The 24,580-nt window shown below is 63.6% G+C and carries 25 protein-coding genes; 12 read left to right on the top strand and 13 right to left on the bottom strand.

Annotated features, from left to right (window positions below; translation table 11 throughout):
- The first annotated feature begins 124 nt into the window (after positions 1-124).
- Genes JNA92_RS05655 through JNA92_RS05625 form a run of 7 tightly spaced genes read left to right on the top strand, consistent with a single transcriptional unit; the run spans position 125 to position 6,401 of the window.
- Positions 125-802: a thermostable hemolysin gene (locus tag JNA92_RS05655; RefSeq protein ID WP_241803780.1), complete on the top strand. Its 678-nt coding sequence runs from the start codon at positions 125-127 to the stop codon at positions 800-802.
- The gene (locus tag JNA92_RS05650; protein WP_241803779.1) at positions 792-2,255 is read left to right on the top strand and encodes an AMP-binding protein; all 1,464 of its coding nucleotides are present in this window, start codon (positions 792-794) and stop codon (positions 2,253-2,255) included. Before JNA92_RS05655 ends, JNA92_RS05650 begins: the two co-directional genes overlap by 11 nt.
- An 8-nt stretch (positions 2,256-2,263) precedes the next feature.
- Positions 2,264-2,944, top strand: coding sequence for a TenA family transcriptional regulator (locus tag JNA92_RS05645; protein WP_241803778.1), 681 nt, complete (start codon positions 2,264-2,266; stop codon positions 2,942-2,944).
- Positions 2,931-3,737 carry an SDR family oxidoreductase gene (locus JNA92_RS05640; RefSeq protein ID WP_241803777.1) on the top strand — a complete coding sequence of 269 codons (807 nt, stop codon included), beginning with the start codon at positions 2,931-2,933 and terminating at the stop codon, positions 3,735-3,737. Before JNA92_RS05645 ends, JNA92_RS05640 begins: the two co-directional genes overlap by 14 nt.
- A complete protein-coding gene (locus JNA92_RS05635; RefSeq protein ID WP_241803776.1) occupies positions 3,734-4,375 on the top strand; it encodes a hypothetical protein in 642 nt (213 codons plus the stop codon). The genes JNA92_RS05640 and JNA92_RS05635 overlap by 4 nt, the downstream gene beginning before the upstream one ends.
- A gap of 2 nt (positions 4,376-4,377) precedes the next feature.
- The gene (locus JNA92_RS05630; RefSeq protein WP_241803775.1) at positions 4,378-5,040 is read left to right on the top strand and encodes a response regulator; all 663 of its coding nucleotides are present in this window, start codon (positions 4,378-4,380) and stop codon (positions 5,038-5,040) included.
- Positions 5,037-6,401 (top strand): sensor histidine kinase, encoded by a 1,365-nt coding sequence (locus tag JNA92_RS05625; RefSeq protein WP_241803774.1) that lies wholly within the window; start codon positions 5,037-5,039, stop codon positions 6,399-6,401. The genes JNA92_RS05630 and JNA92_RS05625 overlap by 4 nt, the downstream gene beginning before the upstream one ends.
- Here the strand turns inward: JNA92_RS05625 and chrA are convergent.
- A complete protein-coding gene (gene chrA / locus JNA92_RS05620) occupies positions 6,376-7,602 on the bottom strand; it encodes a chromate efflux transporter (RefSeq protein ID WP_241803773.1) in 1,227 nt (408 codons plus the stop codon). The genes JNA92_RS05625 and chrA overlap by 26 nt on opposite strands.
- A 185-nt stretch (positions 7,603-7,787) precedes the next feature.
- Here chrA and JNA92_RS05615 point away from each other — a divergent pair, with 185 nt between their 5' ends.
- Entirely contained in the window at positions 7,788-8,348 is a 561-nt protein-coding gene (locus tag JNA92_RS05615; protein WP_241803772.1) for a hypothetical protein, read from the top strand.
- A gap of 18 nt (positions 8,349-8,366) precedes the next feature.
- On the opposite strand, the gene JNA92_RS05610 is transcribed toward JNA92_RS05615, so the two are convergent.
- The 10 genes from JNA92_RS05610 to nikA all read right to left on the bottom strand — a co-directional run bounded on the left by JNA92_RS05610 (position 8,367) and on the right by nikA (position 18,816).
- Positions 8,367-9,101: a peptidase gene (locus JNA92_RS05610; protein WP_241803771.1), complete on the bottom strand. Its 735-nt coding sequence runs from the start codon at positions 9,099-9,101 to the stop codon at positions 8,367-8,369.
- Positions 9,102-9,178: 77 nt separating this feature from the next.
- Positions 9,179-9,958: a transglutaminase family protein gene (locus JNA92_RS05605; RefSeq protein WP_241803770.1), complete on the bottom strand. Its 780-nt coding sequence runs from the start codon at positions 9,956-9,958 to the stop codon at positions 9,179-9,181.
- Complete coding sequence (locus JNA92_RS05600) at positions 9,955-10,905, bottom strand: alpha-E domain-containing protein (RefSeq protein ID WP_241803769.1); 951 nt, start codon at positions 10,903-10,905, stop codon at positions 9,955-9,957. The genes JNA92_RS05605 and JNA92_RS05600 overlap by 4 nt, the downstream gene beginning before the upstream one ends.
- Positions 10,906-10,908: 3 nt before the next feature.
- Positions 10,909-12,318 carry a circularly permuted type 2 ATP-grasp protein gene (locus JNA92_RS05595; RefSeq protein WP_241803768.1) on the bottom strand — a complete coding sequence of 470 codons (1,410 nt, stop codon included), beginning with the start codon at positions 12,316-12,318 and terminating at the stop codon, positions 10,909-10,911.
- 314 nt (positions 12,319-12,632) lie between these two features.
- Positions 12,633-13,679: a GGDEF domain-containing protein gene (locus JNA92_RS05590; protein WP_241803811.1), complete on the bottom strand. Its 1,047-nt coding sequence runs from the start codon at positions 13,677-13,679 to the stop codon at positions 12,633-12,635.
- 188 nt (positions 13,680-13,867) lie between these two features.
- A complete protein-coding gene (nikE, locus tag JNA92_RS05585) occupies positions 13,868-14,689 on the bottom strand; it encodes a nickel import ATP-binding protein NikE (protein WP_241803767.1) in 822 nt (273 codons plus the stop codon).
- Positions 14,686-15,456: a nickel import ATP-binding protein NikD gene (gene nikD, locus JNA92_RS05580; RefSeq protein ID WP_241803766.1), complete on the bottom strand. Its 771-nt coding sequence runs from the start codon at positions 15,454-15,456 to the stop codon at positions 14,686-14,688. Before nikD ends, nikE begins: the two co-directional genes overlap by 4 nt.
- Complete coding sequence (gene nikC / locus JNA92_RS05575; RefSeq protein ID WP_241803765.1) at positions 15,457-16,302, bottom strand: nickel ABC transporter permease subunit NikC; 846 nt, start codon at positions 16,300-16,302, stop codon at positions 15,457-15,459. It abuts the gene before it with no gap.
- On the bottom strand, positions 16,299-17,240 hold the full coding sequence (gene nikB / locus JNA92_RS05570) for a nickel ABC transporter permease subunit NikB (RefSeq protein ID WP_241803764.1): 942 nt from the start codon (positions 17,238-17,240) through the stop codon (positions 16,299-16,301). Before nikB ends, nikC begins: the two co-directional genes overlap by 4 nt.
- Position 17,241: 1 nt before the next feature.
- Positions 17,242-18,816, bottom strand: a complete 1,575-nt coding sequence (gene nikA / locus JNA92_RS05565) for a nickel ABC transporter substrate-binding protein (protein ID WP_241803763.1) — start codon at positions 18,814-18,816, stop codon at positions 17,242-17,244.
- Positions 18,817-18,903: 87 nt separating this feature from the next.
- Here nikA and nikR point away from each other — a divergent pair, with 87 nt between their 5' ends.
- Positions 18,904-19,320, top strand: coding sequence for a nickel-responsive transcriptional regulator NikR (nikR, locus tag JNA92_RS05560; RefSeq protein ID WP_241803762.1), 417 nt, complete (start codon positions 18,904-18,906; stop codon positions 19,318-19,320).
- A 45-nt stretch (positions 19,321-19,365) separates the two neighbouring features.
- On the opposite strand, the gene JNA92_RS05555 is transcribed toward nikR, so the two are convergent.
- A complete protein-coding gene (locus tag JNA92_RS05555) occupies positions 19,366-19,857 on the bottom strand; it encodes a DUF1543 domain-containing protein (RefSeq protein WP_241803761.1) in 492 nt (163 codons plus the stop codon).
- A 258-nt stretch (positions 19,858-20,115) separates the two neighbouring features.
- On the opposite strand from JNA92_RS05555, the gene JNA92_RS05550 reads away from it, so the two are divergent.
- The 3 genes from JNA92_RS05550 to JNA92_RS05540 all read left to right on the top strand — a co-directional run bounded on the left by JNA92_RS05550 (position 20,116) and on the right by JNA92_RS05540 (position 23,141).
- Complete coding sequence (locus tag JNA92_RS05550; RefSeq protein ID WP_241803760.1) at positions 20,116-20,421, top strand: DUF6482 family protein; 306 nt, start codon at positions 20,116-20,118, stop codon at positions 20,419-20,421.
- A gap of 8 nt (positions 20,422-20,429) precedes the next feature.
- Positions 20,430-21,956 (top strand): cryptochrome/photolyase family protein, encoded by a 1,527-nt coding sequence (locus JNA92_RS05545; protein WP_241803759.1) that lies wholly within the window; start codon positions 20,430-20,432, stop codon positions 21,954-21,956.
- A 246-nt stretch (positions 21,957-22,202) separates the two neighbouring features.
- Positions 22,203-23,141: a LysR family transcriptional regulator gene (locus JNA92_RS05540; protein ID WP_241803758.1), complete on the top strand. Its 939-nt coding sequence runs from the start codon at positions 22,203-22,205 to the stop codon at positions 23,139-23,141.
- Here JNA92_RS05540 and JNA92_RS05535 read toward each other — a convergent pair.
- Entirely contained in the window at positions 23,118-24,257 is a 1,140-nt protein-coding gene (locus JNA92_RS05535; RefSeq protein ID WP_241803757.1) for a porin, read from the bottom strand. The genes JNA92_RS05540 and JNA92_RS05535 overlap by 24 nt on opposite strands.
- Positions 24,258-24,580: the final 323 nt, after the last annotated feature.

Raw genomic sequence — 24,580 nt, 5'->3', positions numbered from 1 at the left:
TGGCTTGCCGCCGATGGCGATGGTGGGGGAGCAGCCCAACAACGCAGGTCATCTCCGTAACTTCAGATTACCTTCAGATTGACCACAGATACTCACCCCATCAAGCCCAAACGGGGGGAGTCTCATGACCCAGTCTCAGTGGAGCAGCCTGCTCCCATTGCCTATCGGCAGCCACGTCGACCACCAGGCTCACTTGTCGCTTCATCTGCACAAGGACCCGGGGCGTGATGAGCTCGAGCATTTCATCCATCAGTGTTTTGCCAACGTGCATCACGCTGATGTGCACCATTACCTGCCCGAACTGCTGGCGTTGCATGACAGCCAGGGGCGGTTGGTCGCTGCCGCAGGCATGCGCCCGGCCAGCAGCGGGCCGCTGTTTCTGGAGCACTACCTGGATGAACCGCTGGAAGCTGCAGTTTCACGCGTGGCGGGCTGCACCCTTGAGCGCGCATGCATGGTCGAAGTCGGCAACCTGGCCGCGCTCAGTGCCGGTAGCGCGCGGATCATGATCATCGCGGTGACCTGGTTGCTGGCCCTGCGCGGCTTGAGGTGGGTGGCGTTCACCGGCGCGACGACATTGATCAACAGCTTTCAGCGCTTGGGGCTGGTGCCATCGGTACTGGCGTCGGCCGACCCAGCCCGGTTGAACGGGCAGGTGGACCAGTGGGGGACCTACTACGCTCAGCACCCGAAAGTCTTTGCCGGCAATATCGGTAGTGGCTTCGATGCCTTGAGCAGGGCAGGGGTGTTCCAGCGCCTGGGCTTGCCAATGGTTGTTGAGGAAACTGGCCATGCCGCATGAGCTGGAGCGTTTTCATCAGCTGTTGGTCTCGTATGCCCGCGACCACGGTGACGCAATCGCCGTACAAGATTCGACAGAGCGCTTCACGTTCAGGCAACTACTGGCAGAAGTGGGTTTGCGCATCCAGGATTTGCGCACGCGTTCGCCAGGCACGCTGGTACTGGCCCTGGATAATGGCCCGCAGTTGCTCTTCTGGGATCTGGCGGCGCTTTTTACCCAGCGCCCCTGCGTGGTCGTGCCCCCGTTCTTCAGTGTTGCCCAATTCAGCCACTGCATCGCGCAGAGCGGCCCCAGCCATGTGCTGTGCGGCCCGCAATGGTGCGCGCCGCTCGCTGAGCTTGGGTTCGCCCAACAGGATGGGTTTTGGGTTCGCGAGGCAGACGCCACTGCGGCGCTGCCGCCCGGTACCGCCAAGATCACCTACACCTCTGGCAGCACGGGCAAGCCCAAAGGCGTGTGCCTGTCTGCCGAAGCCCTGTTGCGCGTAGCTCGCGAACTGGAAGTGGCCAGCCGTCCCAGTGAACCTCAGCGTTACCTGGTGGTGCTGCCGCTGGGTGTGCTGCTGGAAAACCTGGGTGTTTATGCCGCACTGATGGCTGGTGCGAGTGTATTGCTGTATCCCCAGGCACAACTGGGTATGGAGGGAGCCAGCCAGGTCGATTTCAAGCGCTTGCTGGGGGCAATCGCCCTGAGCGGCGCGCAAAGCCTGATCCTGGTGCCGCAGCTACTGATGGGGTTGATCACTGCCATCGAGCGCGGGCTGATGCCGGTGGGGGCGCTGCGCTTCGTTGCGGTCGGCGGTGCCCGGGTGGCGCCCAGCCTGTTGGCCCGCGCCGAAGCGATCGGCCTGCCGGTGTTCGAAGGCTATGGCTTGTCCGAGTGCGCTTCGGTGGTGGCCTTGAACCGGCCAGGCGCAACCCGCCGGGGCAGTGTCGGCAAACCGCTGCCCCATGTGCAGGTGCGTATCGCCGAGGACGGGGAGGTGCTGGTGGCGGGCTCAGTGTTGCTCGGCTACCTGGAGGAACCACCCGTCTGCGATACCTGGTGGGCTACAGGCGACCTCGGCCACCTCGACGATGAGGGCTACCTGTACCTCGATGGCCGCAAGAAACACCAGTTCATCACCAGCTTCGGGCGCAACGTCAACCCGGAATGGGTCGAGGCCGAACTGACCCAGGGCGGTGTGATCGCCCAGGCGTTCGTGCATGGCGAGGCCCTGCCAAAGAACCTGGCATTGCTCTGGCCGCTGGACCCTGCCACCCCCGACACGCTCATCGACCAGGCCGTACAGCAGTGCAATGCCTTGCTGCCGGACTATGCCCAGGTACATGCCTGGCGTCGCCTGCCGTGCCCGCTGTCCAGTACCGACGACACCCTGACCGCCAACGGCCGCCCGCGACGCGAGGCCATCCTGCGGCGTTACCACTCCCTGTTATCCGATATCCCGTTGTGAGGGCTGCCATGTCTTTTTTCGACACGCTGCAACTGCAAACCACCCAGGAGCGCCAGGCCCTGTTCGCCGTGCCGGTCATACGCGATGCGTTGGCGGGCCACGTCAGCCTCGACAGCTATGTGGCCTTCCTGACCCAGGCATACCACCATGTACGCCACACCGTGCCGCTGATGATGGCGTGCGGGGCGCGCCTGCCTTCGCGCCTGGAATGGCTGCGCGGCGCTGTGTGCGAATACATCGAGGAGGAGTATGGCCACGAGCAGTGGATCCTCAATGACATCAATGCCTGTGGCGGTGACTGGGAAGCGGTGCGTGACGCTCGGCCAGCACTGCCGATCGAGCTGATGGTCGCGTACCTTTACGACCTGATCGCCCGTGGCAACCCGGTCGGGCTGTTTGGCATGGTCAACGTGCTCGAAGGCACCAGCGTTGCTTTGGCCACCCAGGCTGCCGGCACGATCCAGAGCACGTTGGCGTTGCCGGACCGGGCCTTCAGTTACCTCAGCTCCCACGGTGCGCTGGACCAGGACCATATGGTCACTTACAAGCGCCTGATGGACCGCCTTGATGACGCTGATGACCAGCGCGCTGTGATCCATGCGGCCAAAGTGGTTTACCGCCTGTATACCGACATGTTCCTGGGGCTGCCGCGTGCGGGCCTGCATGAGGTGCGTCATGCGCTTGCCTGAGTGCGTAGTGATACTCACCGGCGCCAGCGGAGGCATCGGCCTGGAGTTGGCCGAACAGTTGTGCGCAGCCGGTGCCCGGGTGCTGGCGGTGAGCCGGCAGATGGGCAAACTCGCCGGCCTGATGAACCGTTACCACGACAGGCTGCTGTGGCAGTCGGCCGACCTGCGCAGCCATCAGGGGCGTGAACAGGTGCTTGCCCGCGCCCGGGCGATGGGGGGCGTCAACGTCCTGATCAATGCCGCAGGCGTGAACCGCTTTGCCCTGCTTGACCAACTAGACGAGCAGGCGCTGGACGAACTGCTGGACATCAACCTCAAAGCCGCGGTGCAACTGACCCGTGTGTGCCTGCCGCTGCTGCGCGAACAACCCCGGGCGATGGTGGTCAACGTCGGCTCCACCTACGGCTCGATCGGTTACCCAGGTTACGCCACCTACTGCGCCAGCAAATTCGCCCTGCGCGGTTTCTCCGAGGCGCTGCGCCGGGAGCTGGCCGATACCTCGGTGAATGTCATGTACGCCGCACCCCGGGCAACCCGCACCGCGATGAACAGCACTGCCGCCACGGCGCTCAACCAGGCGCTGAAGGTCGGCATGGACGACCCTGCGGATGTGGCCCGCGCGGTGCTCAAGGCCGTGCAGTCTGAACGCAACGAGCTGTACCTGGGGTGGCCGGAAAAGCTCTTCGTGCGCATCAACGGCATGTTGCCCGGTGTGGTCGACCGTGCGCTGCGCAAGCAACTGCCGGTGATCCATCGATACATCGCCAGTCATTCCAAGGAGTCGCTCAAATGAAAGGTCTGTTCATCGCTGGCCTGCTGGCCTTCGCACCGCTCACCTGGGCGCTGGACCAGGCTGGCAGCCAACAACTGGCTGACTTGCAACAGCGCTGGGCGCAGATTCAGTACCAGATGCCTGAAGGCAAGCGCGCCGAGGCGTTCGAGAGATTGGCAAGCGACGCCTCCACGCTGGTTCATCAGCACCCTGGCTCGGCCGAACCCTTGATCTGGGAGGGCATCATCAACAGCAGTTGGGCAGGTGCCATTGGCGGGCTGGGGGCGTTGGGCAAGGTCAAGTCGGCCAAGGCCAGCCTGGAAGAGGCGATCAAACTCGACCCCCGTGCCCTGCAGGGCTCGGCGTATACCAGCCTGGGTACCTTGTATGACCAGGTGCCCGGCTGGCCTATCGGTTTTGGTGACAGCGACAAGGCCGACACCTTGTTGCGCAAGGCGCTGCAGATCAACCCCAATGGTATCGACAGCAACTACTTCTGGGCCGATCATCTGTTCCGGCAAAAGCGCTATGCGCAGGCCACTGCCGCCCTGGAAAAAGCCCGGCAGGCGCCGCCACGCCCGGGGCGCGAGTTGGCCGACCAAGGCCGGCGCAGTGATATCGATGCTTTACTCAAGGCCATCAAGGACAAACAGGACTGAACATGCGGCTGCTGCTGGTTGAGGATGATACCGCCCTGGGTGAGGGGATCTGCGACGGGTTGCGCCAGGAGGGTTATACCCTCGACTGGTTGCGCGATGGCCTGAGCGGGCTGCATGCCCTGCAAAACGAAATGTTCGACCTGGTGATCCTCGACCTCGGCCTGCCGCGCCTGGGTGGCATCGAGTTGCTGCGACGGGTCAGGGCGGGGGGCGACAGCCTGCCGGTTCTGATCCTTACCGCGCGCGATGCCACCGAGGATCGCATCATCGGCCTGGATGCCGGTGCCGACGACTACCTGGTCAAGCCCTTCGACCTCAATGAGCTCAAGGCTCGGCTGCGCGCCCTGCTCAGGCGCAGTGCCGGCCGGGCCACGGTGCTCATCGAGCACGCAGGCGTAAGCCTTGACCCTGCCACTCAGCAGGTGCACTACAACGGCGTACCTGTGGTATTGACGCCCAAGGAGTATCGGCTGCTGCACGAGCTGCTGGCGCAACCGGGCAAGGTGTTCACCCGTGAGCGGCTGACCCAGCTGCTGTACGGCTGGGACGAGGAGCCTGAGAGCAACACGCTGGAAGTGAACATCTATCACCTGCGCAAGAAGCTGTTCAACGGCCTGATCCGCACGGTGCGCGGTATCGGGTATCTGGTCGAGGGCAAGGTATGAGCTCGCTGCGCCAGCGTACGCTGTGGCGGGTGATGGCGCTGATGCTGCTCGGCACCGGTTTGTTGGCGCTGTACAACTATCACGACAGCCGGCGCGAGATCAACGAAGTCTACGATGCCCACATGGCTCAGAATGCCCGGCTGCTGCAGGGTGTCATGAACCTGCCGGTGCAGGATGGCAATCGCGAAAAACTGTATCGGGCGTTCAACGAAGCGCTGGGCAAGGCCGGGCGCCATCGCGTGGGCCACCCCTATGAAAGCAAGCTGGCGTTCCAGGTATGGGGTGAGGGAGGACGGCTGCTGGTGCACACGCCCAGTGCGCCGACGCTCGACGCACCGCCCACGGCCCCTGGCTTTTATGATTTCGCCAGCGGTGGCGAGCAATGGCGTGGCTTTGTTCTACCGGTGCCCGAGAAGCAGTGGGTGATCTGGGTGGGTGAGCGCGACGATGTACGCTACGACCTGATCGACCGCATCGTGCGCCATACCCTGTTACCGTTTCTGCTCGGCAGCCTGGGCCTGGTAGTGCTGGTCTGGGCAGCCATCGGCTGGGGATTGCGGCCGTTGCAGAACATGGCCGATGTGATTCGTGCGCGCCATGCCGACTCCCTGGAGCCTTTGCAACTGGTGCCGTTGCCGACCGAACTGGAACCCATGCAGGCTGCCATCAACCGCCTGCTGGCGCAGATCGAGGACCTGTTGCGGCGCGAGCATCGGTTCATCGCAGACGCCGCCCATGAGATGCGCACCCCGCTGGCGATCCTGCGCTTGCATGCGCAAAACGCACAAGCCGCCACTACCGATGCCGAGCGCCAGAAAGCCTTGGGCTTTCTGATTGGCGGTGTGGACCGGCTGACCCGGGTAGTCAACCAGTTGCTGACCTTGGCCCGTGTCGAGCCGCGCCTCGGTCAGCGTCCCACCGCCCTTGTCGACCTGAGTGAAGTGGTCACCGATGTGCTGGCGGATCTCACACCCTGGATACTGGATCGCGGCCTGGAGCCCTCGTTGGATATCAGCGAGGGTGACCACGGTCTGCTGATCGATGCTGGTGCGTTGGCCATCGCCCTGCAGAACCTGGTGTCCAATGCAGTGGAGCATTCACCGCCCGGTGGGCGCATCACCGTATCACTCAAGCGCCTGGCCAATCGCCTCGAACTGGTTGTCGAAGATGAAGGGCCGGGTATCGACGAGGCCAACCTCGGGCGGGTGTTCGAGCGCTTCTACAGCCGCAATAGCCCCAATGGGGCAGGGCTTGGGCTCTCGATCGTGGCTACCATCACCGAGCGCCTGGGCGGGCAGGTGCGCCTTGAGAACAGGGCCAGCGGCGGGCTGGCAGCTACCCTGGCGTTTGCATTGCAGTAAGCAGCCAGCCACACAGGCCGCAGCCCAGGACCACCAGCCAGGGTGGCATCTTCCAGAACATCAGGGCCACGAGGGCTGTGAGCGCAAAAGCGAAGTCCGATGGCCTGGCAATGGCGCTCGTCCAGACCGGGTGGTACAGGGCGGCTAACAGCAGCCCTACCACGCTTGCGTTCACACCACCCAGCGCGGCCTGGCTACGCGCGCTGTGCCGCAGTGTTTGCCAGAAGGGCAAGGCGCCGACCACCAGCAGGAAGGAGGGAGTGAAAATGGCCAGAATGCAGACCGTAGCGCCCACCCAGCCGGAGGGCTGCACGGTCATGGATGCCCCCAGAAATGCCGCAAAGGTGAAGAGGGGCCCCGGTACCGCCTGTGCCAGGCCATAACCCGCCAGGAAGGTGTCGTTGCTGACCCAGCCATTGGGCACTGTCGCCGACTGCAGCAGCGGCAGCACCACATGCCCGCCACCGAAGACGAGTGAGCCTGCGCTGTAGAAGGCGTTCACCATCGCCAGGACCTGCGACGGCCAGACCTGGGCCAGCAGCGGTAGCCCGAGCAACAGAGCGAAGAACACTGTCAGCGCGATCAGGCCGGTTTTGCGGCTGACTGCAAACGGTAGTTTTTCCGCTGCCGGAGGTGGCGTGGACTTGAACAGCACCCAGCCTGCCAAGGCAGAACACATAATCACGCCGATCTGCCCTATCGCAGTGGGCCACACAAGCGCCGCGCAGGTGGCGCACAAGGCGATGGTCACACGCGCAACATCGGTGCAAAGGCTGCGTGCCATGCCCCACACCGCCTGGGCGACAACCGCGACTGCAACGATCTTCAGGCCGTGCAGCAAACCACCAGGGACGCCGCCGCCCCATGCCGAGATGCCCTGGGCCAACAGGATCAGCATGATGGCCGATGGCAATGTGAAGCCTGCCCAGGCTGCCACCGCGCCCGCAAAACCTGCGCGTGAGAGGCCAAGGCCTATCCCGACCTGGCTGCTCGCCGGGCCGGGAAGCACCTGGCACAGGGCGACCAGTTCGGCGTAACTGCGTTCACTGAGCCATTGGCGGCGCGATACCAACGCTTCGCGAAAGTAGCCCAGGTGGGCAATCGGGCCACCGAAAGAAGTCAGCCCCAGGCGCAGGAAAATCAGAAAGACCGACCAGGCAGAGTCGCAAGACTTCACCTCGCTGTTGCTGCGTTCTGACATGCAGGCTCCTTGGATTGATGTCGCCGCTGTTTTCCTGGGGCGCAACCGCCTGCCTCGGGCGCAGGGTGGCGTTCGGGGTCACAGGCACTGAAAATCCCACGACACGGCCAAACTACCGACTCATTTTTTCAAAGTTTGCTGTGCGCCGCCTACGCTGTCCAGAACAGTGGCTGGCAGGAAGCACCATGAGCAATTTCCCTATCGTTGCTACCGTCCTCTCGATGATCTTGGGGCTGTCGGTCACCCGCCTGCTGCTGGGCGCGCTGACGGTCTTTCGTATTCGGCGCAGCGCTGCCGCTGATTGGGTGGCCCTGGTCTGGGCGGTCATGCTCTTCACCACACAGATGGATTTCTGGTGGGCGGTCAATGCACTGCCACAAGTAAGGGCGACCTTCTCGTTCCAGGAATTTCTGCTGCTGGTGCTGTTGGCGCTTTCGCTGTTCGTTTCCTCGGCGCTGATGTTGCCCAGCCGAAGCGAGGACGAAGTGGAGGGGCTGCGCCTGTACTTCGAGCAGGATGGCCGGTACGCGCTGTTGTTCCTGTCGGGCTATTACCTGCTTGGGCTCATCGTCAACATTTTGCTGTTCGGCGTCTCGCCGCTGGCGCTTTGGGGCGCCGTTGACGTGGTGATGATCGTGATCCCCCTGTGCGTGTTCGCAGCCCGCTCCCGGAGGGCCTATTCGCTGCTGACCGTGGTATTCGTGCCTGTCAACATTGCGGATCTGGTGATAACGCTACTGGCGTGACCGAGGGTTGGCCCCGGCTCATTTGGCCATGAAGCCCGGCGGTGGCGGGGTAAGCTCGCCCAGCAGGCTTTTCAAACCATCCCCCCATTGTTTGCGGATATGGCTGTAGTAGGGGTCGTCTTGCTGGATGCGCACCGGCTCCCTGGCCGTGAGGCTGTCCTTGCCATACACCAAAAGGTCCAGCGGCATGCCGACCGACAGGTTGCTGCGAATGGTCGAGTCGAATGAGATCAAGCCGCAGCGCAGCGCTTCGTCCAAGGGCGTGTCGTAGCTCAGGTTGCGGTCGAGAATCGGTCTGCCGTACTTGCTCTCGCCCAATTGCAGGAACGGCGTGTCCGGCGTTGCCTGGAAGAAGTTGCCTTGGGCGTAGACGTTGTAGATGCCCATGGCGCTGCCCGCGATCTGGCCGCCCACCATGAACGAGGCGCTCAGGTCGATCTGCGCCGTCAGCTTGCTGCGGTCACGGGTGATGACTTCGCGAAGGGTTTCGGCCACCAGTGCCGCCGCGTCGTAGAGCGTGCCGACGTTCAGCAGGTGGCTGCCGGTACCTCGGCTACGTTGCTCAAGCAGGTTGACCACCGATTGCGAGGTGGCAAGGTTGCCGGCGGTCTGCAGGACGATCAGCCGGTCCCCCGGCACGCTGAAAACGGACAGTTTGCGAAACGTGGATATCTGGTCGATCCCGGCATTGGTGCGGGAGTCGCAGATGAATACCAGCCCGTCCGCCAAATGCATAGCGACGCAGTAGGTCATGCTTTCTACCTTGTTCTTGGAATGGAGCGGCCCCGCCGCGCAGGGCTCGACGGGGCCGCTAGCGGTGCGCCAGGCGCTTACTGGCGGTGCACGTGGACGCTGGCCTGCATGGATTCGACGCCGCCACCGCGGCGCACGCCCCGGACCGGGCAGGCGTCGAGGTAATCCAGGCCGACCGCCAGTTTCAGGTGCCGTTCGGGCCGGGTGAGGCGGTTGGTGACGTCGAAGCTGTACCAGGCATCATCGATCCAGGCTTCGGCCCAGGCGTGGCTGGCCAGGTGGGTTTCGTCTTCGGTACACAGGTAGCCGGACACGTAGCGCGCCGGGACGCCCAGGCTACGGGCGCAGGCCAGGAAGGCGTGGGTATGGTCCTGGCACACCCCGGCGGCGCCGGCAAATGACTCGCTGGCGGTGGTGCCCACCGAGGTAGCCCCCGGGCTGTAGGGCATATGGTCGGCCAGCCCTTGCATCAGGGCGGTCAGCGCGCCCCGGTCGCGGCGCTCGCCGCACTGCTGGGTGGCAAAGGCCTTGAGTGCGTCACTGGCCTGGGTGAGGTGGCTGCTGCGCAGAAAAGGCAGGGGCGACTGGCCGCCGGCCTCATGTTCACAGCCCGGGTCGATTTCCACCTGGCCACTGGCGGTAAGGGCCAGGTGGCCATGGGGTTTGTCCAGGGTCAGTACGTGCAGGATATTGCCGTACGGGTCGATCTGGCTGTTCACCTTGCAGGGCAGGTCCAGTTGCCACTCGAGGATGCGCTGGCGCTCGCTGCTGCGTGGTGTCAGGCGCAGGAACTGGATGCTGTTGCACACGTCACTGGCGTAGCTGTAGGTGGTGTCGTGGCGAATGGACAGTTTCATACGACCTCCAGGTAGGAATTGTGGACGGTCTGGCCCAGTTGGTGGATGCGGCCGATGAAGTCGGTCAGCCACACGTGCAGCCCGGCTTCGAGAATCTCATCGATGGCGGTGTAGCGCAGCCGCGCGTTGAGTTCGGCGGCCATCCGTTGTGCAGCGCGGCCGGTAGTGCCAGGCAGCGCGGCGAGGATCTGGTCGAGCTCTTCGATGCAGGCATGCAATGACCGTGGCACGTCAACGCGCAGCAGTAACAGCTCCGACACCGGCCGTGCGCTGGGCGCGTTGCGGTAGATTTCGTTGAAGGCTTCGTAGGACGTCAGGGCGCGCAACAAGGCGCTCCACTGGTAGTAACCCCTTGCCGAGTCGTCGCTGACCTCCTCGGAAGTTTCGCCGAACATTTCGTAGCGGGCATCGAGCAGGCGCAGGGTATTGTCCGCCCGCTCCAGGAAGGTGCCCAGGCGAATGAAGCTGTAGGCATCGTTGCGCATGATGGTGCCAGCGGTTGCGCCGCGGAACAGGTGGGAGCGTTCCTTGACCCAGTCGCAGAACTGGCTGATGCCATAGCGTCCAAGGCCATTGCTGGCGATGTTGCGCATTTCGATCCAGGTGGCGTTGATGTTTTCCCACATGTCGGCGGTTATGCGCCCACGCACCGCATGGGCGTTGGTGCGCGCTGCCTGCAAGCAGCAATAGATGCTGCTGGGGTTGTTCGCGTCCAGCGCAAAGAAGTGCAGCATGCGCTCGGTGTCCAGCTCGGCGTGCTTGCGGATGTAATCGTCCAGCGTGCCGGATGCCAGCAGCGACATGGCCAGCTCTGTGTGGCCATCCGAACGGCCGGCTTGCGGCATCAGCGACAGCGAGTAGCTGACCTCGAGCATGCGCGCGAGGTTTTCGGCGCGCTCCAGGTAGCGGGACATCCAGTACAGGTCGGAAGCGGTTCTCGAAAGCATGGCTCAGTCCTCCACCACCCAGGTGTCTTTGGTGCCGCCGCCCTGCGACGAGTTGACCACCAGCGAGCCTTCCTGCAGTGCCACGCGGGTCAGGCCGCCGGGCACCAGGCGTGTTTCGCTGCCTGACAGCACGAACGGACGCAGGTCGATGTGGCGCGGCGCGATACCGCTTTCGACGAACGTCGGGCAGGTGGACAGGCACAGGGTGGGCTGAGCGATGTAGGCGTGCGGGCGCGCCTTGATGCGGGCACGGAAGTCCTCGATTTGCGCCGCCGTTGCAGCGGGGCCGACCAACATGCCATAGCCGCCGGAGCCTTGGGTTTCCTTGACCACCAGCTCGGGCAGGTGGGCCAGAACGTGGGACAGGTCCTGTGGCTTGCGGCATTGCCAGGTGGGCACGTTCTTCAGGATCGGCTCCTCGCTCAGGTAGAAGCGGATCATCTCGTCGACGTAGGGGTAGATCGACTTGTCGTCGGCAACGCCGGTGCCCACCGCGTTGGCCAGCACGACGTTGCCTGCCCGGTACACCGAGATCAGCCCCGGTACGCCCAGCATCGAATCAGGGTTGAACGACAGGGGGTCGAGGTATTCGTCGTCCAGGCGGCGGTAGATCACGTCCACTTGCTGCGGGCCTGCGGTGGTGCGCATGTAGAGGTGGTCGTTGCGCACGAACAGGTCGGCGCCTTCGACCAGCTCGATGCCCATCTCCCGCGCCAGGAAGGCGTGCTCGAAGTAGGCACTGTTGAAGCGCCCGGGGGTGAGCACCACGGCGGTCGGATTGTCCAGCGGGCTGGCACTCTTGAGTGTGTCGAGCAGCAGGTTGGGGTAGTGGTCGATCGGTGCGATGCGTTGGGCGGCGAACAGTTCAGGGAACAGGCGCATCATCATCTTGCGGTCTTCGAGCATGTAGCTGACGCCGCTGGGGGTGCGCAGGTTATCTTCCAGTACGTAATACGTACCATCGCTGTCGCGTACCAAATCGACGCCGGCGATATGGGCGTACAGCCCGCGGTGCAGGTTCAGGCCCTGCATGGCGACCTGATAACCCTCGTTGGCCAGCACTTGCTCTGGCGCAATGATGCCGGCCTTGAGGATGCGCTGATCGTGGTAGATGTCCTGGAGGAACAGGTTCAGCGCCTGAACCCGCTGGATACACCCGCGTTCAACGATGCGCCATTCGCTGGCGCGGATGCTGCGCGGGATGATGTCGAAGGGGATCAACCGCTCGGTGTCCTGCTGGTCACCGTAGAGGGTGAAGGTGATACCGGCCCGGTGGAACAGCAGGTCGGCCTCATGCCGCCGTTGTTCCAACAGTTCCAGCGGTGTGTTCGCCAGCCAGCGGGCGAACTCCTGATAGTGCGGGCGGCAACTTCCGTTTGCCTCATACATTTCATTGAAAAAAGCCCGGGACATACCCACTCCTTGCCACGACTCGTCGGCAGTTTCGTTTCTCGCTTGCCAAGCGATCGGGAGAGGGCGTTGCAATGACGATGCCGGAACGGGCAGGGCGCAAGCGTCAGGAACAAAAATGGCTCTGGAACAGCGTGAGTGCGCTTGTTGCTATCAATATCGCGACAATATCAGGCGATTTGGCGGAGGTTGGCGTGGGCAGGGCGCGCCGCCGGCCCCAGGTTGCTGCATCAAATGGGTGCGCGCCCTGGTTTGCTGGAAAAGTCGAACCAAATCAGGGCAAGCGGTCAGGCGTCAGGCCCTGGCCAGCCGTACCCTCAGGCGGTTGCATGCCTGTGGTCGACAACCGTCACCCGGTTGCGGCCCGATGCCTTGGAACGGTACATGGCCTTGTCAGCACTGCTGAGCAAGGTATCGAGTTCACTGGCGGGGGCTTTGGCGAAGGCCAGGCCTATGCTGGCGGTAACGGCGTGTTCGCTGTTGACGCTCAGCTTTGCGATCAAGGTCCGCAGGCGCTCGGCGATCTCGCTGGCAGTGGCCAGAGGCGTGTCGGGTAGCAGGATGGCGAATTCTTCGCCGCCCAGCCTGCCGGCGATATCGTCAGCACGCAGGCTGGCGCTGATGGCTGCACCGATCCGTTGCAACACCTGGTCGCCCGTCGCATGCCCGGCGGTGTCGTTGATCTGTTTGAAATGGTCGACGTCCAGCATCAGCACGGCTACGTACGTCTGCGCCTCCTGGCACAGGGTGTGCTGCGCCAGGGCGCAGTCAAAGAAGGCACGCCGGTTGTTCAAGCCGGTCAACTCGTCCGTGCATGAGGCCACGATGGCAAGGCGGTGTGCGCGCTCCATTTCATGCCTGAGGCGCCAGGCGGTGACCAGCGCTGAAGACAGGCTGTTCGTTGCATTGACCACGAACGAGGCGAACACCAGCACCGCCAGGGCGATGCCCTGTTGCAGCGCGGATGGCTGCAGCAGCAGCCAGCCGGTGCAAGGCAGCAGTACCAAGGCGATCGAGACCAGGGTCATGTTGCGGTACGAGGAGTAACACGAGACTGCGCTGACGGACATGCCCACGGCAAACAGCATGATCAATGCCTGCCCCAACAGGTCGTCGGCAGGCATCACCGCCAGTGCGCCCAAGCCCCAGACTGCCGCGGACAACGCCAGGGTGGCCCAGTAGCGCCACTCCCAGCGTTCGGCCGTGCGTTGGCTGGCGGGTGCTCGCAGGTAGGCGACGAACATCGCGGTGCGCAGGGCCGTCGACAGGCTCAGCACTGACATCCAGACGGCTACCGTTTGCTGGTCGAAACGCTCCCAGCCCAACCAGCACAGCATTGCCGCCGCCAGGAAACTGCCAAGCACAGCGGGTGCCGACTGGACGAACAGCTGGTGCAGGCGATCCGTCCTAACGCAGTGCGCTATCTCATCGCCTGGATTGAGCTCTGTCATGGCATCGGCCGCAATTCGTGATCGGTGGCGCATTGTGGCACTTTGCCTGCGCACTGGAAAAGCGTTCTGGCGTTCACGCCGGATGCACCCTCATGTTGGTGTCAGTGCGTGCCGAGTGGCAGCGCTTGTCTTGCCTGCCTCTTGTCGGGCCGTACGGGCAACATGGCAGACTGTAGCTGCTTTCCAACGGGATGCTCGAAAACAGTGCCGTGCTCGACGGGCCGGTCCTCGACGATGCGACCAGCGTCCAGCAGCACGATCCGCTGGCAGAAGTACTGCACCAGGCTCAGGTCATGGCTGATCAGCACGAAGGCGGTGCCGCTGCGCTGGCGTAACGCCTCAAGCTGCTGCAGCGTTTGCAACTGCAATACCCGGTCCAGGTTCGACAACGCTTCGTCGAGCACCACCAGCTGCGGCGAGGCAGCCAGCGCCCGGGCGATGTTGGCACGCTGCAACTGGCCGCCACTCAACTGCTGCGGCAGCCGTTGCGCATGCTCGGCGCGCAGGCCCATGGCCTGCAGCAGTTCGAGCGTGCGCGCTTGCCGCTGGGCTTCATCCATGCCGGTGAGGTGGCGCAACGGTTCGGCGATGCTCCAGCCGATGCTGCGCTGCGGGTTGAAGGCACCGGGGGCGTCCTGGAACACCAGTTGCACGGTGCGCTGGAAGTCGCGCGCCTGCTCCCCCCGTAGCTGGCTGACATCCTGCCCGGCAAAACTCACCTGGCCCTGGGTCGGTTTTTCCAGCCCGAGCAGCAGCCGCGCCAGCGTACTTTTGCCGCTGCCACTGCTGCCCAGCAGGCCGACCGACTCACCGGCATGCAGTTGCAGCTCGATACCGTCGAGCACCTGCAGCCAGCCCCGTTTGCGCAACAGCCCCCCGGTGCGATAGCGATGGCTCAGGTGGTGGACGTGCAGCAGGCTCATGGCTGGCTCCCGCAAAGTATCTGGTGGGCGTGAAGGAGGGTACGGGCAGTGGCGCTGGCAGGGCGCTGGAAAAGCGCATGCACCGGCTGGTACTCGACGACGCGGCCGGCTTCCATCACCGCCACCTGGTCTGCGCAGCGCGCCACCACGCCCATGTCGTGAGTGACCAGCAATACCCCCAGCCCATGGACCTGCACCAGTCCCATCAACAGGTCGAGAAAACGCGCCTGGCTCAGGGCATCGAGGTCACTTGTGGGTTCATCGGCCAGGAGGAACGGGGTTTCGGCCATGAGCGCCAGGGCGATCATCATGCGTTGCAGCATGCCCCCGCTGAGCTGAAAGGCGAACGATTGCAGCACCCGTTCACGGTCTGCCAGGCCCACCGCATCCAGGCACTGGGCCATCCGCGCACGGGCTTGCGTACCGGTGACTCCGCGCTGCCGGAGCGTCTCCAGGCCGTGGCTGGCCATGTTGCGTACTGGGTTGAAGGCGCTGCGCGGGTTTTGCAATACCAGGCTGGCCAGGCGGCCACGGGCACTGCTGGCAGCCAGCGGCTGGCCGTCGAGCAGCAACTGCCCTTGGGTGCGGGACAGGCCTGGTGGCAGCAGGTCGAGCGCACCAAGGCAACTGAGGGATTTGCCCGAGCCACTGGCACCGACCAATGTGCAGACTTCGCCGCGGCGCAGTTGCAAGTCGACGCCGTGCACCAGCACGCCGGCCTGAGCCTCTATGCGCAGGCCGCGGATTTCAAGGACCGACGGGTTCATTCAATGGCGCTCCTGTGCAGGGTCCAGGCGGTCGCGCAGCGCATCGCCCAACAGGTTGAAGGCCATCACCGAGAAGAAGATCATCAGCCCTGGCAACAGCAGCAGTTGCGGCTGCGTCCAGATGAACTCCTTGGCGTCGTTGATCATCACGCCCCATTCGGCGGTGGGCGGCGCCACCCCAAGGCCGAGGAACGACAGGCCGGAGACGTGCAGCATCATGTGGCCGATGTCCATGGTCGCCAGCACCAGCAGGGGGCCGGCGATGTTGGGCAGCACATGCTGGCGCAGCCGCGTCCAGCGTGAGGCGCCGGCCAGGCGTGCAACCAAGACGTACTCGCGACCGCGCTGGGCAATCACCAGGCCACGCACCATGCGCGAATACCAGGCCCAGTGGGACAGTGCGATGGCGATGATCACGTTGCTAAGGCCTGTGCCCAGCAAGGTGACGAAGAAGAATGCCAGTACCAGGGTGGGGAAGGTCATGAACATGTCGCACACGCGCATCACCAGCAGGTCGGTGCGCCCGCCGACGAACCCGGCCACGCCGCCGACCGCGAGGCCAAGCGCCAGCACCAGCCCCAGGGTCAGCATCACGCTGCCCAAGGACAGCCGCGTGCCGACGATCAGTCGTGAAAGCAGGTCGCGCCCGAGGTGGTCGGTGCCCAGCCAGTGGTTGGCGTCGGGCGCCTGCAAGCGCCGGCCAAGGTCGACCAGGTCGGGGTCATGCGGGGCGATCCACTGGCCGAACAGCGCCAGCATTGCCAGCAGGCCGACCAGGACCAGGCCGATCGTCAGGCTGGGGCGGCGCAGCAGCCAGGGCTGACGCAGGGCAGACAGCGTACTCATGCGTTCACCCCTTCCAGCCGGCTGCGAGGGTCAAGCCAGGCGTAGCAGACATCGACGACCAGGTTGCAGATCATCAGCAGGCCGGTCAGCAGCAGGGTGAAGCACTGCATCACCGGGAAGTCGCGGTTAAGCACTGCTGACACCGCAAAACGGCCAACGCCGGGCCAGGCGAAGATGGTCTCGATCACCAGTGCGCCACCGATCAGTTCGCCGATGTGCATGCCGGTGGCCGTTACCAGCGGCAACCAGGCATTGCGCAGGATATGGTCGCGCCAGACGTGCCGCTCAGGCAGGCCGCGGGCACGGGCATAGGTGACGTGGCGTTGCCCGCCGGCTTCCAGCAGGCTGGCACGCAGCAGACGGGCGTTGATCGACATCGACATCAGGGCGATCGCCAGCACTGGCATGACCAGGTGCCCGGCCCCCCCGCGGCCCAGCGGTGGCAGCCAGCCCAGCCATAGGGAAAACAGCGCGATCAGCAGAAATGCCAGCCAGAAATTGGGCATGGACACCCCCAGGAAGGTCACTGCCCGCACGGCGTGGTCGGGCCAGCGCCCTTGCCAACGGGCCGCCAACAGCCCCAGCGGGATCGACAGCAGCAGCGTGCAGGCCAACGCCAGGCCGCCGAGTTGCAGGGTGGCGGGCAGGTAGTAGAGCAGGTCATCGAGCACTGGCCGGCCGGTGATGTAGGAGATGCCGAAGTCCAGGTGCACGGCGTTCCACAGCCAACTCAGGTATTGCGCATACAAGGGGCGATCCAGCCCCAGGGTATGGCGAACTTCGGCGATGGCTGCGTCGGTCGGTGGAATGTGCGAAAGCCGAAGGTAGTCCAGCGCCGGGTCGGTGCTGCCCAGGTGCAGCAGTACGAACACCAGCAACGAAACGCCAAGCATGACCGGCACGAGCAGCGCCAGGCGCAGCAGGATGTAGCGCAACATGTCAGTCTTCCTGTTTCGGTGTCATGGTTTCGAACGGCACGTCGAACAAGGTGCTGCCGAACTGGACCTTGGCCACCGAGTCACGGCGCACGCTGATGGCCGTGAGGTGCGAGATGGGCAGGTAGACGGCCTGTTCGTGCAAGGTGGTGAGGATGAAGCGGTACTGCTCGGCACGCTGCTGCTCATCGGTGCTGGCCAGCACTTGGCCTATGCGCTTGTCCAGTTCGTCCTTGATGGCCAACCCACGCTGGGCCATGTAGTCGGCATGGCCGGCGTAGCGCATGGAGCTGACGAACGAGTGCGGGTCGTAGGGGGCACCCCAGGTGTCGGCGAAGATCATGCCGAAGTCGCCGTCGCGTTGGCGCCGCACCAGCGCCCCTTCTTCGACCGCACGCAGATCGATGTGGATGCCGATTTTCGCCAACTCCCCCTGCAGCACTTCGGCCAGGCTCTTCTGCAAGGCACTGGTGCCGAGGAACACCAGCTCGATGGATAACGCTTCGCCGCCTTTGCTACGCACTGAAGCGCCTGGCGCCAGGGCCCACCCGGCAGCGTCGAGCGCACGTGCGGCCAGGGCAGGGTCATAAGGGTAGGGCTTGAGGCCGATATCGGCGTACGGCATGTTGCTGGCGAACAGGGTGTCTGCCCGTGGCTCAAGGCCATAGAGGATCTTGTCGATGATGGCTTGCTTGTCCACCGCCTCGTTGATCGCCTGGCGTACCGCCAGGTCGCGGGTGGCGCCACGGCCGGTGTTCATCGCCAGCGTGCGGGTGGCCAGCGGCGCCGACAGTGCGGTGGCGAAGCCTTGCTGTCGCAGGCGCACGAATGTGCCGGCCGTGATCTCGCCAGCGGCGCCCTGGATCAGCTCGATTTCGCCGGCCTGCAGCGCCAGTGCGCGGCTGTTGGGGTCTGGGATGACCTTTACCATGACCTCGGCATAGGCCGGCTTTGGCCCCCAGTAATGGGGGTTGCGCACGAAGCGGTCGTATTCGCCCAGGCGCGATTCGGCGCGCATCCACGGGCCGGTCCCGGCGGGCTGGCCAGGTTTGGCCTGAGGCGAGGCAAAGCGTAAGGGGCGAACCTGGGCCAGTTCCATCAGCGTCGGGTAGTAGGGGTGCTTGAGTACCAGGCGCAGGGTCAGGCGCTCAGGTGCTTCAACGTGGTCCAGGGTGGTCACCAGCTCCATCCAGCGGTGGCGCTGAGTGTTGGCCAGCACTGCGTCGAAGTTGGCTTTGGCTGCAGGCGCATCGAAGGGCGTGCCATCACTGAAGCGCACACCGTCACGCAGCGTGAACGTGTAGGTCTTGCCGTCATTCGACACCTGCCAGGCCTCAGCCAGCCAAGGCTCCAGCGTACCGGCCGCGGTATAGCGCACCAGGGGTTCATAGACCATGGCCTGGGCGTACATCTGGTTCGGGGAGTAGCCACGCGGGTCGAGCGGCCCGGCATTCACAGGCCACGAGTACACCAGCCGTGGCCCTTGCTCGGCGGCGCTGCTGGCCGGTGCAACCGTGCACGCAGCGAGAAAAAGGAGGCCCAGGAGGGCGGGCTTTCGTTTACCTGGCTGCTGCTTCACACTGCGTTCCCCACTTTCACGGAGGCCGTAGGCTAAAGCGCAGTGGGTATGATGTCTATGTAAAATCATCTTACCGGAAGTTACCAAATGCAACGAATCACCATCACGCTGGATGAGGAACTGCTCGACGTCATCGACCGGCGGGTGGCGAGCCAAGGCTATCAGGGCCGCTCGGAGGCCATTCGCGACCTGTTGCGTGCAGGCATGCGCGAGTCTGAAACGTTGCCGGACGATGCCGCCTGCGTGGCCGTGGTCAGCTACCTGTACGACCACAGCACCCGCGAACTGCCCAGGCGGCTCAACCAGACCCTGCATGCCCACCACGACCTGACCCGGTCCACCTTGCACGTGCACCTGGACGCCGGCCATTGCCTGGAGGTCTCGGTGCTGCAGGGCGAAAGTGGCCGCATTGGCGAGTTGTCTCGGCAATTGATGGTCGAGCGTGGGGTGGAGCATGGCCAGGTGCAGGTGATGCCGGCGCCGGGTCAGGCCAAGGTGCGCTGAGGAACGGGATCGCTGCCCCAGCGCCGATGCCAGGCAGCCGGGGCCTCAGAGCAGGATATAGTCGCTGTATTGCCGCAGCCCGCCATGCGCACCTTCTATCAAGTGCACATAGCGCCCGCCCACCAGGTCGACTGGCAGGCAGTCGTCGACCTCAAGCACTGCATCGGTATGCGGCTTGAGCCAGCCTGCCTGCATGCGTTGCTTGCCCAGTTGCTTGGCCTGGGCCTTGTCCCTGGCCACTACCAGCAGGTAGCGATGCGCCTCACCGAACACCTGTGGCTCGTAGCCACCCAGGTTGATGAAGAACAGCCGCATGTCGTCCGGGCCTGGCGCCAGGGGGCTGAAGGCGACACGGTAGCGGTCGATACCGTCGACTTCCAGCCACGAGTCGATATGCAGGCCTGCACGGCTGCCGAACCAGCCTTCGCGCAGTTGCGGGTAGGCCTGCTGCAGTGAGTCCGCCTGCGCGAACAGCACGTCGTGCACCTCGATACTGGCCCGTGGGTGGCGGCCACCGAGCATGACTACGTACAGCATGAGCAATTCCTTCACAGGGCCGAAGCCACCTATTCTGCGGGTTATGAGGCCGGTCGACCACCGTCTCTCGACGCACCTTTGCCTGCCGGCTCTGGCGCCGGTTGCAGCGGCCCAGGGGCGATCGCTAAATATGAGCAGAAATCTATACAGTAAAAGCCAAAACCTATACATCAGTCTATTATTGTATAGGATTTACTGAGTCTGACACTTGCAAATGCCGCCCTGCGCAGCTGAAGCCTGCCTGATGGAGTACACGCCATGAACCTGCACAACCTGACGGAGCTGGCCGCAGCCGGTAACGTTCGAGAACTTGAGCTGCTATCGCTGGAAGGCGGCTTTTACATCCTGCGCGCGCTGACCGAAGAAGGGCCGCTCACCCTCAGCGATGCGAACGGCCAGGCACTGCGCTTGCGCTCGACGACCGAGCTGCGCCAACTGTTGGCCGATCTGCCGCCGGTGCCTTGCATGCTGGTGCAACAGGTGGTGCATGACGAGATGTGCGGCCAGCGCAACGGCCCTGTCGAGCCCCTGCGCGTGCCGGTGACGCTGGCCAGCCAGTGGTAGACCATACGATGCGCCTGGGCCTTGTGCTGGGGGATCAGCTGTCGTTCGACCTGGCGAGCCTGGCCACGCTGGACCCTGCACACGACGTTATCCTGATGGCCGAAGTGCAGGGCGAGGCGCGCTATGTGCCCCACCATCCGCAAAAGATCGTGCTCATCTTCAGCGCCATGCGCCATTTTGCCCAGGCGCTGCGTGATCGCGGCTGGCGGGTGGAATATGTGGAGCTGAACGCACCCGGCAACAGCGGCAGCATCGTCGGTGAGTTGCGCCGGTGGCAGCAGGCGCTGGGGGCGACGCACATCCACCTGACCGAGTGTGGTGAGTGGCGCCTGGAGCAGGCGTTGAACGATGCCGGCTTACCGCTGGTATGGCATCGCGATACACGCTTTCTGTGCTCGCGCGAGGCGTTCGCACGTTGGGCGAGAGACCGTCGCCAATTGCGTATGGAGCATTTCTACCGCGGCATGCGCAAGCGCTGCGGCCTTCTGCTGGAGCTCGATGGCAGCCCTGTGGGTGGGACCTGGAACCTGGACGGTGACAATCGCAAACCCTTGCCACGGGGGCTACGTGGGCCATTCCCGGCGCGCTTTGAGCATGACGAAATCACCACGGCGGTCGTGGCGCTGGTCGGCGAATGCTTCAATGACCACTACGGCGCGGTCGAAGGGTTCGACTATCCCGTGACCCATGAACAGGCCCAGCAGCTCTGGCAACATTTTCTCGAGTTCGGCCTGGCCGCGTTCGGCGACTATCAAGACGCCATGGCCGAAGGCGAGCCGTTCCTGTTCCATGCGCGAATCAGTGCGGCCCTGAACATCGGGCTGCTGGATGTGCGGCAGTTGTGCGACGACGTGGACACTGCCTGGCGTGAGGCGCGCATACCGCTCAACGCTGCTGAAGGGTTCATCCGCCAGCTGATCGGCTGGCGCGAGTATGTGCGCGGCATCTATTGGCTACGCATGCCGGAGTATGCCGCGCTCAACTACCTTGGCAACGACCGTGCGTTGCCGGAATTCTACTGGACCGGGCGTACCCGCATGCGCTGCATGGCGCAAGCCATCGGCCAGACGCTGCAACTGGGCTATGCGCATCACATCCAGCGGCTGATGGTCACGGGCAACTTCGCACTGCTCGCCGGCATTGTGCCCAGCGCGATATGCGAGTGGTACCTGGCGGTGTACATGGATGCCTTCGATTGGGTCGAGTTGCCGAACACGCTCGGCATGGTGATGCACGCCGACGGCGGCTACCTGGGGTCCAAACCCTATTGCGCCAGTGGCCGTTACATCCAGCGCATGTCCGACCATTGCAAGGCTTGCAGCTACAAGGTCGAACATGCGGTAGAGGAGGATGCCTGCCCATTCAATGCGCTGTACTGGCACTTCATCATCCGCCATCGTGACCTGTTGGCCGGCAATCCCCGCCTGGCCTTGGTCTATCGCAGCCTTGAGCGCATGTCGGTGGCCAGGCGTGAAGGTGTGTGGGCGCGGGGCGAAGCCTTGTTGGCCCGCCTCGACAATGGCCAGAGCCTGTGAAATAACCGTTCGATAAGCGACCACTTTTCCATGATCTGCAGCTACCGCTGCGCAGCCATCATGCACATTTGTGATGCTCGCAGATCAACCGCTCGGCGCAGTGCTCGCAGGTTCTGGATGCCAAGCCCGGCAGCAGGGCGTTCAGCGCCAGGCTGGGGCTGATCATGAACCGATTCCGGGCCTTCTTTTTGCAGTTCAAGGTGAGCTGCAACCTGAAACCCGCCGCTCTCGATAAGGTGTTCACGCTTGAAACTTCATCAGCTCAAGGCGCTTGTCGCCATTCACCAGGGGGGGAGCATTCTCGAGGCCTCCAAGATCCTGCACATCACCCAACCTGCCCTGAGCCGTTCGATCAAGGAACTGGAGCGGGAGCTTGGGTTCACCCTCCTGCAGCGGTCGTACAAGGGCATGGCGTTGACCGATGAGGGCAAGCGCATCATCCGCCATGCCAACCTGGTGGTGGAGAGTATCCGCCGTTTGCAGATCGAGGCGGCCAGCATTCAGGATGCCGCATTGGGGGCGGTGTCGATCGGCGTCACCTCGCTGACGGCGATGCTTGACGGCGTGGATGAAAGCATCCTGGCTTTTCGGCGCAAGTACCCGCGGGTGAAAATCACCATCACCGACCTGCGTCCCAGCCAGATCCTGCAACGCCTGCGCGACGGTAGCCTGGACTTTGCCATCACCTCCCAGCAACCCTTGAGCCGTCTGAATCTGGATTGGGAGGCGGTGGGCAGCATCAAGGGCAAGGTGATCTGCCATGCGTCCAACCAACAGAAGTTTTCCCAGTCGCTGCGTTCGCTGCAGTACGCCAACTGGATCAGCCTGGACGAGTTGAGCGATCAGGCATCGCAGTTCCACCAGTTGTTCGAGGTCAACGGCCTTCGGGTGCCGCCGAACGCAGTGGAGTGCACGTCGATAATGATGGCCCTCAAGCTTTTGAAAAACACCGAGTCGCTGATGACCATCAGTGAACTGGCCGTGAACGACGCCACCACCTTTGCCATCCGGCCAGAGTTCATTCAAGTGGCGGTGCAGGAGTTGGTCCCCGACTATCCGATCAACCTGGTCTGCATCGACCGCGATAGCCTCACGGCTCCGGCTCAAGAACTCTTCCACAGCTTGCGCGCAAGAGTCCTCAAGACGCTGCCACGTGACGTTTCAGAAGTGGTAGTACATGCCTAGTGAAACATTGCTTGGGTCATCGCCCACCTGATCGACAGGGGTGCCTGCGTAGGTCACCGATGACGCGCTCTGGTTGGCGATCATGCCCACCCGCGCATAGGCGGCCCAGCGCCGGTTGAAGAAATGGTCGTAGCCCAGCATCACGCCCAGCGCGTCTTTGTCGCGGGCCGACACCGACCGCTGGACCACCGCCAGCCTGAGCACGTCAAGCTTGCCCACCGGGGCCATCAGGCCGAAGGTGTAAACGGTGGTACTGGGTGTGCCGGCTTGGTCTACATCCTGGCGTTGCCAGGTCAGGCTGGTGGACAGCGGGCCGAAATCATAGAACGCCGACAGGCTTGTGAAGTGGTTGGCAGTCTGTCGCGAGTTGCCACCATCGTCCCACGGGTCGCTGTAATACAGGTTGTAAGACCCCAGCAGCATCACACGGCTGTTCCGGTACTGCAGCTTCGCACCCCCACCACGCACCGTACGCCCCTGGCTGCCGACATCATCGAAGCCGAAGCTCACGGCCGTTGCGACGCTGAAGCCGTTCATGCTCGGGCTGGTGTAGGCCAGGGTGTGCTTGGGCCGCAGGTCGAGATAGTAGGCGCCTCTGCCGGCAGCAGGTATGGACAGAAACGTATACGGTGAGCCGTATGCCGCCAGAAACGGGTCGGCGTAGGTCGGGGTGCTCACCCCGTAGGTTTTGCCGAACTCAAGCCTGCCCAGGCTGCGCGAACGCAGGGCGACCGTTGCCAGGCGCAGCGTGCCGATAGTGTCCCAGGTGCCCTCCATGGCCTTGCCGTTCAGATTGAAGCCTTCTTCGACGTCCAGTTCCAGCACCGTATCGGGGGCAACAGCTTTGCGGGCATACAACCCGAGCTTGTTGGTCCAGGCGCCGCCGCCTGCCAGTTGGAAACCTGAGTGGTGCTCGGCGTCGTGGTAGCTGGCGAATGCATCCACGGTACCGTAGACCTTCAGCTTGTCATCGAAACCTTGATCTACCCCGTAGTAACCGAACCCGGAAGCCAACCGGTTGAGGGTAGGGAAGCCCTCGGCCTCAGCCTGCGTGGCAAGACAAATCCCTTGGCTCATCAACAGCAACGACACGGTGCGAGTGATGCAAGTATTCATTCACGACTCCAGGCACAGGATACGGTCGCGCTAGATTCGATGAACATCAGGTTGCAGCGTGATTGCTTGTTTGGCCAACGTATGCCTGTTGGTTAATAAGGTGGGTTGGACTTGGCAGGGCCGGGAAACGATGGCCACGAAGCGTCTGCCTGGCAGTGCGCGATCCCTGTTCCCAGCCCAGTGCGTGGCCGATTTCGGTGACCCTTATAGGGGCACAAGGACGATGCCAGGGCATCTGTGCGCCATGCCAAGGCAAAGCGGCCACATCAGCGCCAGGTCAATTAACCATTGGTTAGCTCATTGCCAAAACCGCAAGTGTGTTG

The sequence above is a fragment of the Pseudomonas putida genome (assembly GCF_022627325.1).
GTDB lineage: Bacteria > Pseudomonadota > Gammaproteobacteria > Pseudomonadales > Pseudomonadaceae > Aquipseudomonas > Aquipseudomonas putida_X.
The sequence above is the reverse complement of the archived record's forward strand: the minus strand, read 5'-3'. Positions and strand labels throughout refer to the sequence as shown.